Source organism: Pseudomonadota bacterium (genome assembly GCA_016195085.1).
GTDB lineage: Bacteria > Pseudomonadota > Alphaproteobacteria > SHVZ01 > SHVZ01 > JACQAG01.
On sequence record JACQAG010000001.1, the window covers coordinates 85489 to 99818 of the forward strand.

Genomic DNA, 14330 nt, shown 5'->3' on the forward strand with positions numbered 1-14330 from the left:
GCTGGCAATCGGGCTGGCGCTGGCGCTGGCGGTCGTCGGGCTGGATCAGCTGGTCAAGAGCTGGTTGCTCGGCCTCATCTTTTTCCCCCCGCAGCAGATCGTGGTCACCGCCTTTTTCAACCTGACGCCGGTGTGGAATCGGGGCGTGACCTTCGGACTCTTGTCCCAGGGCCACCCCGCGGGCCCCTGGGCTTTCTCTGCCCTGGCGCTCGTGGTGGTGGGTGTGCTCCTGGTCTGGCTGGTCCGGGCGAGGGACTGGCTGCTAATTCTGGCGATTCCGCTGGTCATCGGCGGCGCCATCGGCAATGTCATCGACCGGACCCGGTTCGGGGCGGTCGCGGATTTCCTCGATTTTCATGCTCTTGGCTGGCATTTCTGGGTTTTCAATCTCGCCGACGCGGCGATCACGGTCGGAGCCGCCTTGCTGATCTTGCATGCCTTGTTCCAGCGCTCGCCCGAAAGTGATAAATAAACTTCAATTGTGGGGAGGCAAGCGCCCGTGACTCTCAACCCTCGTGTCGTCTCAGTCGGTGCCGTCCTGGCGAGCCTCGCGCTCGCCGGCTGCGCCGATGACGCCAGGAAGATGCTCGGCCTCGGCAAGAATGCGCCCGACGAGTTCCAGGTCGTCGCGCATGCTCCCCTCAGCATCCCGCCCGATTCCCAGCTACGGCCGCCCACGCCCGGTGCCAGCCGCCCGCAGGAAGCCTCGCCCAGCCTGAGCGCGCGCGCCGCAGTGCTCGGCAATGGCAGTCCCGCGCCCGTCGGTACGCCCCAGCCGACGGCCCCGGCCAGCGGGAATACCCAGACCGCCTCCGTCGCCAGCGACCCGCCACCGCCGAGCTCTGCCCCGCGCAACCCGGTGTCGGCGATGGTGATCGGCGGTGCCGCCCCCACCGTTCCGGCATCGGCCAATGCGCCGGGTGTCCTCGGCCGGAGCGCAGCAGCGCCCGCCGGCACCCCGAGCCCTGCCGCCGCGGCTCAGCCGGCCGATTCTCGCTCCGCTTCGGGCGAGCAGGCGCTGTTGAGCCGTCTCGGCGCCGACAAGGCGCTTCCGAACATCCGCTCGGTCTTGACCGAGGAGCTGACCCAGCTCGCCGCTGCGGATGAACCGACGATCAACAAGCTCTTGTGGTGGCGGAAGCCGGAGGCGCCGGCAAAGATCCTGGACGCCAGCAAGGAAAGCCAGCGCCTGCAGGAGAATGCCGCGCTCGGCAAGCCGGCGACCGAGGGCGAGACGCCGAGCATCAAGCGGGTCGGCAAGAGCATCTTCGAGAACTGGTTCTAGCGCCGGCGAGCCGGGAGGCCACCCCAAGCGGTCTCGGCCGGCGACAAATCCGTGCGCGCCGCTCCCGGCCGGCGATAGCGGGCCTGCCGCCGCAGTTTCGCCCAACTCCGAGGCCATTCTCGGGCGCTAGCTTGGAACCGGCAACCTCCGGCCTTAAGTTTAGCGGTGTCCATTGCTGCAAGGCAGGGAGGCTCCATGCTCTACGGCGGCGAGCGCGCCTGGATGTGCCGAATACGGCCGGTGCTAGGCCAGCTGGCGCTCGTGCTGGCGGTTTGCCTCGGCCCCAGTTGGGCTGCGGCCGCCGCTCTGTTCAACGCCGAGCGCGCCACCTTGCCCAATGGGCTCGAGATCGTGGTGATCCCCAATCATCGCGCGCCGCTGGTCGCCCACATGGTCTGGTACAAGGTCGGCTCCGCCGACGAGCGGCCCGGCAAGACCGGGATCGCGCATTTCCTCGAGCATCTCATGTTCAAGGGCACGAGCACGCTGGCCGCGGGCGAGTTCGCGCGCGTCATCTCCCGCAATGGCGGCCAAGACAACGCCTTCACCTCCTACGACTACACCGGCTTCTATCAGGACATCGCCGCCGACCGGCTCGAGCTGGTGATGCGGCTCGAAGCCGACCGCATGGCCAATCTCAAGCCTGCCGAGGCGGAGGTGCGCTCCGAGCGCGACGTGATCCTGGAGGAGCGCCGCTCGCGGGTGGACAACAGCCCCGCGGCGCTGCTGCACGAGGAAAAGTCGAACGCGCTCTTTCTCAACCATCCCTACCGCATGCCGGTGATCGGCTGGGCCCACGAGATGCAGGGGTTGACCCGCGAGGATGCGCTCGACTTCTACCGGCGCTACTACATGCCCAACAACGCCGTGCTGGTGGTCGCCGGCGACGTCACCATGGCCGAGGTCCGTCGGCTCGCCGAGAAATACTACGGCGTCATCCCCGCCGGCTCCGTGCCCGAGCGAAGCTGGACCAGCGAGCCGCCGCACCAGGCCGCCAAGCGGGTGAGCTTGACCAGCCCCCTCGTCGGCAATGCCTCGCTCAGCCGCTCCTACCTCGCACCTAGCTATCAGAACGGCCCGAGCGAGCACGCCTATGCGCTGCAGGTCCTGGCCGAGGTGCTGGGCTCCGGCCCGACCAGCCGGCTCGAACGGGCCCTGGTGCGCGATGGCGGGGCCGCGACCCGCGCCGGCGCCGGCTACGCCCCTGACCCGATCGGTCCTTCCACCTTCGACGTCTATGCCAGTCCGCGCGAAGGGCGCACGGTGGAGGAATGCGAGGCCGCCATCGACCAGGTGCTGGCACGCCTGCTTGCCGATGGCGTCGAGGCCGATGAGGTCGAGCGGGCCAAGCTGCGCATGCAAGCGAGCTATCTCTATGCCTTGGACAGCACCCGCGGACCGGCGCGGCTTTTCGGCGAAGCCTTGGTGCGGGGACGCACCATCGCCGATATCGAGGCTTGGCCGGAGCGCATCGCCAAGGTCACCCGCGAGGATGTGGAGCGGGCCGCGCGAGCCGTCATTCGCCTAGAATCCTCGGTGACCGGCGTGCTCCTTCCGAAGCGGACGTCATGAAGGGGAAGGCGAGGATGTCGACGTCGATTCCTCCGGCCGGCGCGGGTGCCGGGACGGCACCACCCGCTTCGGCTCGGCTCATCCTCTGCCTGGCGCTTTTCGTCGCGGGCCTGGTCTCCGCCCAGCCGGCCCATGCCTTTGCACCGATCCAGCAGATTGCCAGCCCCGGCGGCATCGTCGCCTGGCTGGTCGAGGATCACTCCGTGCCGATCGTGACCCTGGAGGCTTCCTTCGCCGGCAGCGGTTCCGCCGCCGATCCCCAAGGCAAGGAAGGGCTCGCCAATCTCACCGCCGAGCTCCTGACCGAGGGTGCGGGCCCGTATGACAGCGCCTCCTTCCAGACGCGCCTCGATGATCGGGCGATCTCGCTTGGATTCTCAGCCGGCGCCGAGCGCCTGCACGCGGCGTTGCGCACGCTCTCGCGCGACCGCGCCATCGCCTTCGAGATGCTGCGCTTCGCCTTGACCGAGCCGCGCTTCGACGCCGAGCCCATCGAGCGCGTGCGCGCGCAGATCCTGGCGCAGGTCCAGCGCTCCCGGCAGGATCCCCGCGCCATCGCCAATCGGGTCTGGTACAGCGCGGCCTTTCCCGGCCATTCCTATGGACGGCCCGGGCGCGGCACCGCCACCAGCATCGGCCGGATCCAGCGCGAGGATCTCCTCGGATTTGCCGCCGAACGCATCGACCGCGGCGGTCTCATCGTCTCGGTGGTCGGCGACATCACCGCGGCCGAGCTCGCGGGCCTCTTGGATCAGACCTTCGGTCGGCTGGCCTCCGGCGCCAAGGCGGATGACCCCAAGCCCGCCATCGCTTCCGGGCCCGGCGGGATCATGGTGGTGCCTCGCGCCATTCCGCAATCGGTCGTGACCTTCGGCCAGCCCGGCATCCTGCGCAGCGATCCCGACTTCATTCCCGCCTTCGTGCTCAACCACATCATCGGCGGCGGCGGCTTCGGCGCGCGGCTGATGACCGAGATCCGCGAGAAGCGCGGTCTCGCCTACGGCGCCAACAGCAGCCTCGTCGCCTTTCGCCTGAGCGGCTTGTGGATGGGCTCCGTCGCCACCCAGAACGGCCGGGTCGCCCAGTCGATCGACCTCGTCCGCCAGATCTGGCGCGAGGTGCGCGAGAACGGCGTCACCGCCGAGGAGCTGGCGGACGCCAAAACCTACCTCATCGGCTCCTATCCGCTCCGCTTCGACAGCTCGCGCGCCATCGCCGGGGCCTTGGCCCAGGTGCAGGAGGACAATCTCGGCATCGATTATTTCGATCGCCGAAACGCCCTCATCGAGCGGGTGTCCCTCGATGACCTCCGCCGCGTGGCCCGGCGTCTCATGGACCCCGAGGCGTTGGTTTTCGTCGTCGTCGGTCAACCCTCCGGGCTCGAGCCCACGCGTCCCGTTCCCGATCAACCGAGCTGACGAGCGCTTCGCCAAGATGCGTCACCACGTCCGCGAGACCGCATCGCCAGACCTCTGCCTCGTCCCGTTCGAGCATGACGTCGGCGGCTGGCTCGGCGAGAAGCTGGGCGCCTTCGGTTTGAGCCCGGACGAGCGCCGGCCCTTGTTCCAGCGCGGCGAGTACGGCCTGGATTGGCTGCGCCAGAGCTACGAGGATCGGAGCCTCCCGGTTCTGCATCTGCCGCGGGCCACATCCGATCTGGACGAGCTGGCGCCGATCGCCCGGAGCTGGCGCGAGCGCTTCGCCGCCATCGTGGTGCTCGGCATCGGCGGCTCCAGCCTCGGCGGCGCCACGCTCACCGCACTGGCGCAATCGGCGCTGACGGGGCCTGGGTCCGGTCCGCGCGTCATCTTCCAGGACTCGATCGACCCCACGAGCTGGACGCGGCTGATGACCTCCCTCGATTGCCGCCATACCGGCTTCATCGTCATCTCCAAGTCCGGCGGCACCGACGAGACCCTGGCGCAGTTCCTGGCGCTCCAGCAGCCGCTCTCCGGCTTGGACATGGCCGAGCGGGTGATCGTGATCACCGAGCCCAAGGCGAGCGTGCTCCGCGACCTCGCCCGGCGGCATCGCCTGCTCACCTTCGACCACGATCCCAATATCGGCGGCCGCTTCTCGGCCTTGAGCGTCGTGGGCTTGCTGCCGGCGATGATCGCCGGGCTGGACGCCCGCTTGCTTCGCCGCGGCGCCCAGCAGGTTCTGGATGCGACCTTGGCCGCAGGGCGGCCGGAGGATGCGGGTCCTGCGCTCGGCGCAGCCCTCGCCGTCGGCTACGCCGAAGCCCGCGGCATTCGTCAAAGCGTGCTCATGCCCTATGTCGACCGGCTCGCCTCGCTGTCGGGATGGTGGGCGCAGCTCTGGGCGGAAAGCCTGGGTAAGGGCGGCCATGGCATGACCCCGATTCGCGCCCAGGGGCCGGTCGACCAGCACAGCCAGCTGCAGCTCTATCTCGACGGCCCGCGCGACAAGCTCTTCACCCTCATCCTTGCCGACGCCGCCGGAAAAGGCCCGGTCCTGGCCAAGGATGGCCCGGCGCATCTGGCGGGAAGGCGTCTCGGCGACCTCCTCGATGCCGAGCAGCGGGCGACCGTCGACACCCTCATCGGCGCCGGCCGGCCCACCCGGGTCATGCGGCTGAATCGGCTGGACGAGGAGGGCCTGGGTGGGCTCATGATGCATTTCATGCTGGAGACGATGCTGGCCGCGCACCATTGGCGCATCGACGCCTTCGACCAGCCTGCGGTCGAGGACGGCAAGCGCCGGGCGCGGGCGCTGCTTGCCGGAACACCGCCCGAATGAGTATCCGTCGCCTGCCGGAGATCATCGTCAACCGCATCGCCGCGGGCGAGGTGGTGGAGCGGCCGGCAAGCGCGGTCAAGGAGCTGGTGGAGAACGCGCTGGATGCGGGTGCGTCCAGCGTCGCCGTTACACTGCGCGACGGCGGCCAGAGCCTGATCCTGGTCGAGGACGACGGCAGCGGCATCGCGGCGGGCGAGCTCGCGCTCGCGGTCGAGCGCCACGCCACCTCGAAGCTGCCCGACGACGATCTCCTGCGCATCCGCACGCTTGGATTCCGCGGCGAGGCGCTGCCCTCGATCGGCGCCGTCAGCCGCCTTGCCATCGCCAGCCGCGCCGAAGGCGCCGCCGAAGCCTGGCGCATTGAGGTCGAAGGCGGGCGGGTGGGCACGCCGGTGCCGGCGGCGCAGCCGAAGGGAACACGGGTCGAGGTGCGCGATCTCTTCTACGCGACCCCGGCGCGGCTCAAATTCCTGAAATCGCCGCGCACCGAGCTCGATCACTCGATCGATGCGGTTAACCGCCTGGCGATGGCGCATCCCCATGTCGCCTTCAGCGTGACCGATGGCCAACGCACCCAGCTACGGCTCGCCGCCAGCCAGGGTGAGCTCTTCGTTCGCCGTCTGGATCGCCTCGCCCAGATCATGGGCCGCGACTTCGCCGACAATGCGGTTCGGATCGACGCCGGCCGCGATTCCCTCAGGCTCACCGGCTATGCCGGGCTACCGACGCTCAACCGCCCGACCAGCCGCAGCCAGTATCTCTTCGTCAATGGCAGGCCGGTGCGCGACCGGGCACTCCTGGGTGCCATCCGCGCCGCCTACATGGACTTCCTCGCCTCCGATCGCCATCCGCTGGTCACGCTCTTTCTCGAGGTGCCCGCCGAGCTCATCGATGTGAACGTGCATCCGGCCAAGACCGAGGTCCGCTTCCGCGAGCCCGGCATGGTGCGCGGCCTCATCGTCGGCGCCTTGAAGCATGCCTTGGCCGATGCCGGCCACCGCGCCTCGACGACGGTCTCGGCGGCGACCCTCGGCGCCTTTCGCCCCGGTGTCCATGGCGGCTCGCCGTGGCGCTCCTCCGGCGGCGCCGTGTCCCCAGGCTTGGCCGAGCAGGCGCTGGCCTACCAGGTGCCGCTGGCAAGCACAGGCGCGAGTGGGGCGACGATCCCCGGCCTGTCGATGCCGGCCGCGGGCAAGCCCGTCGCGGTCGCCGACATCGCTCCCAGCGCCGAGCAGCCGCTCGGCGTGGCGCGGGCACAGCTGCACGGCACCTATATCCTGGCCGAGACCGCGACCGGCTTCGCCCTCATCGATCAGCATGCCGCCCATGAGCGATTGGTCTATGAGCGCATGAAACAAGCGCTGGGCGATGGCGGCATCAAGCGGCAGATCCTGCTCTTGCCCGAGGTGGTCGAGCTCGACGAGGCGGCCGCCAGCCGGCTCGGCGAACGGGCGGCCGAGCTGGCCGAGCTGGGCCTGGTCCTGGAGCCGTTCGGACCTGGTGCTGTGGTGGTGCGCGAGACTCCGGCCTTGCTGGGCGAGACCGATGTCAGAGGCCTCGTCAGCGATCTCGCCGACGAGCTGATTGAGCTCGATCAGGCCTTGAGCCTCAAGGATCGGCTGGCCGATGTCTGCGGCACCATGGCCTGCCACGGCTCGATCCGCGCCGGCCGCCGCCTCAATCAGGCGGAGATGGACGCGCTCCTCAGGCAGATGGAAGCCACCCCCCATTCCGGCCAGTGCAATCACGGCCGCCCCACCTATGTCGAGCTGAAGCTCGCCGACATCGAGCGCCTGTTCGGGCGGCGTTAGATCACCGGCCGCTTGGCGGCCAGCGCCGAGCGCGGCACCCGGCGGACCGTCTCGCGGTAGAGGATGTAGAGACCGCTCACGACCACGATGCCGGCGCCGAGCATGAGTCCCTGGCTCGGCACGTCGCCCCAGATGAGCCAGCCGAAGCCGATCGCCCAGACCAGCGCCGTGTAGGAGAAGGGCGCGTTGACCGAGGCGGGTGCCAGGCGAAACGCCTGGGTCCACCAATACTGCCCGACCGCCGAGCCGAGGCCGAGCGAGGCCAGCAGCAGGAAATCGAACGGGGTGGGCTGGACCCAGACGAAGGGCTGCATCGGCAGGGCCAGGAGGAAGGTGAACAAGGCCTGGTAGCTCACCATGGCGACCGCTGTCTCGCTCACCGTCATGGCGCGCACGCTCAAGGAGAGGCAGGCGCCGATGAGCGCGTTGGTGAGCGCCAAGAGGGCGCCGAGCTGGATCAGGCTGCCGCCGGCCCCAGGCCGAACCATGATGAGGACGCCGATGAATCCCAGCATCACCGCACCCCAGCGATGCACCCCCACCTTCTCGCCCAGGACCGGCACCGAAAGCGCGGTCAGGAACAAGGGCGAGGCATAGGTGATGGCGACCGCGTCGGCGAGCGGCATCATGCCGTAGGCGGTGAAGATGGCGACCATGGAGATGAACTGCACCCCGGCCCGACTCACATGCCAGAACGGATGCCGCGTGCGCAGGACGGCGATTCCGCCGCTCCGCCAGATCAGCCAGGCGCAGGGGATGACGGCGAAGAGAGAGCGGAAGAGCAGCACCTGGGGTGCGGCATAGGTCTCCATCAGCCACTTCACCAGCACGTTCAGGAGCGCGAACAGCAAGACCGAGGCCGACATATAGGCGATGCCGCGCTTGATATCCTCGCGGGTGGGTGTGGGGAGCAAGAGGGCTGGCAAGGGAGATCGGGGCTCGGACGGCTTCCGGCGCATCCTATTGTGCCGCGCCCAGCCGGACCAGTGCCCGCTCTGCATGGCGGTCAGGCCGGCCTCGCATGCGGCGCCCGCTCCTTCACGCTGGTGTCGACGGCTTCTCGCGGCCCCGCGCCTCGCGCTGGAAGATGTAGACGCCGCTGCCGGCGATCAAGAGCGCCCCCATCCAGGTGGCGAGCGCGGGCAGATCGCCGAAGACCAGGAATCCGAAGGCCGCGGTCCAGACGAGCTGGCTGTAGTCGAAGGGAGCGACCAGGCTCGCCGGGGCGAACCGATAGGCCTGAGTCAGGAAGTATTGCGCCACGCCCCCCAAGGTGCCGAGCAGGGCAAAGAGCAGAAGCGCCCGCCAGTCCGGCCAGGTCCAGGAGAAGGGCTGCACCAAGCCGAGGACGAGGGTGCAGAAGAAGCCATAGTAGAAGACGATGGTCAACTTTCCTCGCTGCGGCTCAACGTGCGCAGCAAGACCGAGACGAGGCCATAGAAGAGGCAGGAGGCGAGTGCGGCCACCACGCCCATCTCGAAGATCCGGCCCTCGGGGCCGGCGATCACCAGCACGCCGAGGAAGCCGACGAGGATGGCCGACCAGCGCCGCCAGCCGACCCGCTCGCCCAGGAGCGGAATCGACAGCAAGGTCACCACGATCGGCGTGCCGAAAAAGATCGCGACCGTGTCCGTGGCCGGCAGCAGCTTGAAGGCGTAATAGAGCGAGCCCATGGCGCCCAGGCCCAAGAGTGCCCGCAACAAATGCCCCATGGGATGCTTGGTCCGGATCAGCCCGATGCCGCCCGCCCGCCACACCATGAGGAGCGCGGTCGGCAGCGCAAACAGGCTGCGGAAGAACATGATCTCCGTCGTCGGAAAGCCGTCCGACAGGTATTTGATCAGCACATTGGTGACCGAGAACACCGCGGCGGCGATGAGCATGGAGGCGATGCCGAGCGGGCGGCGGTCGGCAAGGGCGGGGCGGACGCCCCCGGCGGAGGCGGCGGGTAGGGTCAAGGCAGGCGATCCTACCAGCGCTCTCGGGCCCGGCCAAAGCCGCCGCGCCGGATCCGTGCTATAATTTTCTCATGGGCCGAACCTTCTTGATCCGCGCATTGCTGGCATCGCTGGCGGCAGTTCTCGTGCTGGCTGAGCTCGGCGCGGCCCAAGCGGAAGAGACGAAAAAGAAGCGCAAGGATCTTTCGACCGAGCAGACCTATGAGCGGAAATTGCCGGAGACCTATGCGCCCTTCGGTCCCTATACCATCCGCAATTTGCAGGACGGCAAGATATTCGAGGGCCGGGTCACCGTCTCGGTCGAGGCCATCAACTCCTCCGCCCGGCAGATGCTGTGGGGCAACAAGCCGCTGGTGAACGGCATCCTGTTTCCGCTGGCGGTGAAGCTGTTCGAGGGGGGGCGGCCGACACCCTCGCGGGTGGAGGGCTTCAAGAAGGAGGCGCAAACGGCGCTCGATGCCCGCTTCAAGGGGCAGATCAAGGGCGTCTACGTCAAGGACGTGATGGGCTAACCCCGCCCGTCCGCAGCCGCAAGGAAGACCAGCTTCGCCTTGCCGTAGCGACGCTCCTCCAAGAGACGAAACGCCTCGGAATCATCGATGTCCTCGGCGGCCGCGACCTCGACCACGACCAAGGCGCCGGGCTTGAACCAGCCGCCTTCGCCGAGCGCCGTCAGCGCCTTCTGGGCGAGGCCCCTCCCATAGGGCGGATCGAGGAAGGCAAGGTCGACGGCAGCCTTGGCCCGGCCGGGGCGCGTCGCATCCACGGCGATGAGCGTGGTTTCGGCCTCGACCGCAAGCGTGCGGATGTTGCGCCGGAGCGAGGCCAGCGCCTGTCGGTCATTCTCGAGAAAGCTCACATGGCTGGCGCCGCGGGAGAGGGCTTCGAGCCCGAGCGCGCCGGTGCCGGCGAACGCGTCCAGGACCGCGGCACCCTCTAAGCCCACGCCCCAATCGCCATGCGCGAGGGTGTTGAACAGCGCCTGGCGGGCGCGACCCGAGGTCGGACGCACATCGGTGCCCGGCGGCGCTTCGATGGTCCGGCGCTTGAACCGACCGGCGATGATCTTCACCGCCGCCTGCCTCCGTGAGCGGCCGGGACCCCCACACGGCCGATCTGCTCGCGCAAGACCTTGCCGGTGACCTCCTCGACTTGACCCGGGCTGAGATGGCCCAGCTGGAAGGGACCGTAGGCGATCCGGATGAGGCGGGTGACGGACCAGCCCAGATGCTCCATCGCCTTGCGGACCTCCCGGTTCTTGCCCTCCCTCAGCGCGACGGCGAGCCAGGCATTGCTGCCTTGCTGGCGCTCGAGCGCTGCCTCGATCGGGCCATAGGCAACGCCGTCCACGGTGATGCCCTTGCCAAGCGGCCGGAGCGCCTCGGCATCGACGCGCCCGTGCACCCGCACCCGGTAGCGTCTGATCCAGCCGGTGCTGGGCAGCTCCAAATGGCGCGCGAGCGCTCCGTCATTGGTCAACAGGATGAGGCCTTCGGAGTTGAGGTCGAGACGGCCGACTGAGATCACCCGCGGCAAGTCCTGGGGCAGATTGTCGAACAAGGTCGCCCGCCCTTCGGGATCGCGATGGGTGGACAAGAGGCCGCGCGGCTTGTGATAGCGCCAGAGCCTGGTCTTCTCGGCTGCCGGCAACGCCTTGCCGTCGACGGTGATCTGGCTCGCCTGGGTCACCAGCACGGCCGGACTGTCGAGCACCTTGCCGTCGACCGCGACCCTTCCGTCGGCGATCATGCGCTCGGCCTCGCGGCGCGAGGCAAGCCCAGCCCTAGCGATGCGCTTGGCGATGCGTTCGCCCTCATCCTTGGATTCGCTCATGGCCGGGATATAGCACTTCGCCGTTGCCGCACCCTATGCCTTGGCCCGCGATCGGGCCCTCTTCGTCTTGACGCCCCCTCGTCTTGACTACTGGGGGCGCATCCCGTGAAGCTGCGCCATGCAGGCTCACGATCCGGCCCTCCCGCCCATGCTGCGCGCCATCCGCGCGGCCGAGGCCGCCGCCGGACGCGGCGAGGTTCCGGTGGGTGCCGTGGTGGTGGACGGGCCGAGCGGCAGGGTGCTGGCGGAAGCGGGCAACCGCGTGGAAGAGCTCAAGGATCCGACCGCCCATGCCGAGCTGCTGGCGCTCCGCCAGGCCGCCTCAATCCTGGGTGCCCCGCGCCTGGACGCCTGCGATCTCTACGTCACCCTCGAGCCCTGCGCCATGTGCGCGTCCGCCCTCGCCCATGCCCGCATCCGCCGGCTCTATTTCGGCGCCTATGATCCCAAGGGGGGTGCGGTCGAACACGGGGCGCGTCTGTTCACGCTTCCCGGCTGCCTGCACCGTCCGGAGGTCTATGGCGGCATCGAGGAGAGCCGGGCGGCCGAGCTCCTGCGCGGCTTCTTCCGGGAGCGGCGGTAGATTGCTTCCCACGTGCAAGCGCCGTCTGCGGCACGCGTCTTCAATCTGCGGCGTTTAGAAAGATTATGCCGTCCGCCGCACCGCGTCTTGTCGCGCCATCGTGACATCGAGGAGCAGCAGCGGTCCGCAATTCATGCTAAGCTTGCTTTGGGTCCGGGGGCAGACGACCCATTTGCTAGACCGTATGAGGCTGGCGATGGATATCCGAAGCTCCCCTTCTGCCCAAGCCGGGTTCGCCCCGGCTCTCCTGGGATCCGCGAGATCCCTTGGCCCAGGCCAGGTGTTTTGCGGCTTTCTCGTGCTCCAGCTCCTCGCCTGGACGCTGATTCCCGCCCTGGTCACCGACAACGCTTCGCTCGACGTCATCGAGGGCTTCGCCTGGGGCCACGAATGGCAATGGGGCTACCACAAGGGCCCGCCGCTCTTCGCCTGGCTGCTCGAGCTCACGCGCTTGGCTGGGGGCACCAGCCTCTGGGGCGTGTTCCTCCTCAGCCAAGTCTGCCTCGCCGTCATGTTCTATGGCGTCTGGCGGCTGGCATCCGACATTCTGGGCGACGACGACGCCATCATCGCGGTCCTGCTGCTCGCCACCATCTACTACTTCAACTTCCCGACGCCGGAATTCAATCCGATCATCCTCGAGTTCCCGTTCACGGCGCTCATCGGCTGGATCGGCCATCGCGCCCTGAAGCAGGACCGGAGCGGCGACTGGGCGCTGCTCGGAGCATTGACGGCCCTGGGCATGCTGTCGCGGTACTCGATTGTCACACTCTTGATCCCGATGGCGATGTTCATGCTGAACCACCCGGCGGCGCGGCGGCTTCTGATGCGCCCGGGGCCGTATATCGCCCTCGGCCTCGCCATCCTCCTCATTTCGCCGCACCTCCTGTGGATGCACGCCCATGGCTACGAGTCCGTCGCCTATGTGCAGGATCGCGCCCGCGTCGCGGCCGATCCGCTGAACGGTGTCGTGTTCGCCGCCCGCTTTGCGCTGAGCCAGCTGTTCGCCCTGGCCCCGGTGGGCTTCCTCGTCCTCATCCTCACGCAGATCCGCGCCGGCCCGGCGGATCGGATCGTCGCCATCGCACGGGAGCCCGATAGCTTCGATCGACTCTATATTTCCGTGCTGGCCCTAGGCCCCTTCGCCTTCTCGATCTTCATCTCGATCGTGACCGGCCATGGCTTGCGCAGCATGTGGGGCGCGCCGCTTTGGGTGTGGATCACTCTTTGGGTGATCATGATGGTGCGACCGCACTTCACGGCGTTGCGGCTCAAATGGTTTCGCCTCGCATGGGCGGCCCTGTTCGTCTTGCCGCTGGTCGCCTATGCCGGAGCGCAGATGATCGGGCCGATCCTGACCGGGCATGAGCGGCGCACGCATTTTCCCGGCCAGACCTTGGCTGCGAAGGCGACCGAAGCGTGGCACGAGGCCTATGGCACGAAGCTCCGCTATGTCGTCGGACGCATGTGGGTCGCCGGCAACCTCGCCTTCTATTCAGCGGATCGCCCCTCGGTGTTCATCGACGCCAATCCGCGCATCAGCCCGTGGATCGATGACAACGATCTGCGGGTCCGGGGCGGCATCGTCGTTTGGAATCTTTACGTTGATGGCGAAGCCATGCCGGAGTGGCTCGCCAGGAGCTTCCCGACGGCGGTCCCGCAACCCACCGTGATCCTGCCGCTGTCGCGCATCCCCGCACGGATGCCGGTCAAGGTCCGCTGGGCGCTGCTGCCGCCGATGGATTGCCCGGCTCAGCCGGCGGGTGCCGCGAGCGGATGCAAGGCGATCCACTAGGGTTCGAGGCGTCGCGTCATTTGGCCTAGGAGCGCCGCCTCGTCCCAATGGCCCCAGCGCCTGGTCACCTGCCCGCCGCGGCAGGCGATGATCTCGATACCATCGAAGGAGATGCCCGCACCGGATGCAACCAAGCCCAGAAAGGGGCCGTTCTGCGTACCGGTCGCGCGCCATCGGATGGCGGCCATCGCCTGCGTCTCATCGACCACCATGGCCTCGATCGTCGCCGTGAAATCCGGAAACGCACGATAGAGCTGGGCCACGCCGCGGCCAAAGGCGGCGCAGTCGGTCCCGCGCCCGGCGCTGGACTCATCGCTGAAGTCCGGCGCATGGGTCGCCTCGAACAGGGAAAGGTCGCCACCCTGCCAGAGCTGCATCCACCGGCGCCCAAGCGCCTCGAGGGCAGCGCGGTCCATCATCGCCGTCCGCGCTAGAGTCTGATCCGGTGAGATGGAATCCCCCTCACCCAGCTACGGCTAGGCTTGGCTTCGCCTCGCCAAACCTTCGCAACCGTCGGGAACGGCAGCGCCGGATCCTTCCGACGCTGCGTCGGGGACGGAAGGACCCGTCCCCGACCGTTCCGACCCCCCACTGGGGGAGAGATGCTATGGGGCGGGCGGCGAAGCGGTGCACCATTGTCGTCGCCAAAGACCTCAATGGAGCGCGTCCCATGCCGAAAGTAGACGACCTGAGCCATTGCCTCGCCGCCCTCGAGCAGGATAGCACGCTGATC

Annotated in this window: 15 protein-coding genes; 9 read left to right on the plus strand and 6 right to left on the minus strand. The window is 68.3% G+C overall.

Annotated elements, in window-relative coordinates; all coding sequences use genetic code 11:
* Nucleotide 1 precedes the first annotated feature (1 nt).
* The 6 genes from lspA (at nucleotide 2) to mutL (ending at nucleotide 7428) form a co-directional block, all read left to right on the plus strand.
* Entirely contained in the window at nucleotides 2-472 is a 471-nt protein-coding gene (lspA, locus tag HY058_00400; GenBank protein MBI3495745.1) for a signal peptidase II, read from the plus strand.
* Between the two features lie 27 nt (nucleotides 473-499).
* A complete protein-coding gene (locus HY058_00405) occupies nucleotides 500-1285 on the plus strand; it encodes a DUF3035 domain-containing protein (GenBank protein MBI3495746.1) in 786 nt (261 codons plus the stop codon).
* A gap of 222 nt (nucleotides 1286-1507) precedes the next feature.
* A complete protein-coding gene (locus tag HY058_00410) occupies nucleotides 1508-2857 on the plus strand; it encodes an insulinase family protein (GenBank protein ID MBI3495747.1) in 1350 nt (449 codons plus the stop codon).
* Between the two features lie 14 nt (nucleotides 2858-2871).
* The gene (locus HY058_00415) at nucleotides 2872-4275 is read left to right on the plus strand and encodes an insulinase family protein (protein MBI3495748.1); all 1404 of its coding nucleotides are present in this window, start codon (nucleotides 2872-2874) and stop codon (nucleotides 4273-4275) included.
* A 16-nt stretch (nucleotides 4276-4291) separates the two neighbouring features.
* Nucleotides 4292-5617: a glucose-6-phosphate isomerase gene (locus tag HY058_00420; GenBank protein MBI3495749.1), complete on the plus strand. Its 1326-nt coding sequence runs from the start codon at nucleotides 4292-4294 to the stop codon at nucleotides 5615-5617.
* Nucleotides 5614-7428 carry a DNA mismatch repair endonuclease MutL gene (gene mutL / locus HY058_00425; protein ID MBI3495750.1) on the plus strand — a complete coding sequence of 605 codons (1815 nt, stop codon included), beginning with the start codon at nucleotides 5614-5616 and terminating at the stop codon, nucleotides 7426-7428. Before HY058_00420 ends, mutL begins: the two co-directional genes overlap by 4 nt.
* Here mutL and HY058_00430 read toward each other — a convergent pair.
* The 3 genes from HY058_00430 to HY058_00440 all read right to left on the minus strand — a co-directional run bounded on the left by HY058_00430 (nucleotide 7425) and on the right by HY058_00440 (nucleotide 9386).
* Nucleotides 7425-8387, minus strand: a complete 963-nt coding sequence (locus HY058_00430; protein ID MBI3495751.1) for a DMT family transporter — start codon at nucleotides 8385-8387, stop codon at nucleotides 7425-7427. The genes mutL and HY058_00430 overlap by 4 nt on opposite strands.
* 79 nt (nucleotides 8388-8466) lie before the next feature.
* Complete coding sequence (locus tag HY058_00435) at nucleotides 8467-8817, minus strand: DMT family transporter (GenBank protein MBI3495752.1); 351 nt, start codon at nucleotides 8815-8817, stop codon at nucleotides 8467-8469.
* Nucleotides 8814-9386: a DMT family transporter gene (locus HY058_00440; protein ID MBI3495753.1), complete on the minus strand. Its 573-nt coding sequence runs from the start codon at nucleotides 9384-9386 to the stop codon at nucleotides 8814-8816. The genes HY058_00435 and HY058_00440 overlap by 4 nt, the downstream gene beginning before the upstream one ends.
* 71 nt (nucleotides 9387-9457) lie before the next feature.
* Here HY058_00440 and HY058_00445 point away from each other — a divergent pair, with 71 nt between their 5' ends.
* Complete coding sequence (locus tag HY058_00445; GenBank protein ID MBI3495754.1) at nucleotides 9458-9898, plus strand: hypothetical protein; 441 nt, start codon at nucleotides 9458-9460, stop codon at nucleotides 9896-9898.
* Here the strand turns inward: HY058_00445 and rsmD are convergent.
* Both rsmD and HY058_00455 read right to left on the minus strand, forming a co-directional pair.
* On the minus strand, nucleotides 9895-10458 hold the full coding sequence (rsmD, locus tag HY058_00450; GenBank protein MBI3495755.1) for a 16S rRNA (guanine(966)-N(2))-methyltransferase RsmD: 564 nt from the start codon (nucleotides 10456-10458) through the stop codon (nucleotides 9895-9897). The genes HY058_00445 and rsmD overlap by 4 nt on opposite strands.
* Nucleotides 10455-11219 carry an rRNA pseudouridine synthase gene (locus HY058_00455; protein MBI3495756.1) on the minus strand — a complete coding sequence of 255 codons (765 nt, stop codon included), beginning with the start codon at nucleotides 11217-11219 and terminating at the stop codon, nucleotides 10455-10457. The genes rsmD and HY058_00455 overlap by 4 nt, the downstream gene beginning before the upstream one ends.
* Before the next feature lie 148 nt (nucleotides 11220-11367).
* On the opposite strand from HY058_00455, the gene HY058_00460 reads away from it, so the two are divergent.
* A complete protein-coding gene (locus tag HY058_00460) occupies nucleotides 11368-11802 on the plus strand; it encodes a nucleoside deaminase (GenBank protein MBI3495757.1) in 435 nt (144 codons plus the stop codon).
* A 298-nt stretch (nucleotides 11803-12100) separates the two neighbouring features.
* On the plus strand, nucleotides 12101-13597 hold the full coding sequence (locus HY058_00465) for a glycosyltransferase family 39 protein (protein MBI3495758.1): 1497 nt from the start codon (nucleotides 12101-12103) through the stop codon (nucleotides 13595-13597).
* On the opposite strand, the gene HY058_00470 is transcribed toward HY058_00465, so the two are convergent.
* Nucleotides 13594-14013, minus strand: a complete 420-nt coding sequence (locus tag HY058_00470) for an ester cyclase (protein MBI3495759.1) — start codon at nucleotides 14011-14013, stop codon at nucleotides 13594-13596. The two genes, HY058_00465 and HY058_00470, sit on opposite strands and share 4 nt — an antisense overlap.
* Between the last annotated feature and the right edge of the window lie 317 nt (nucleotides 14014-14330).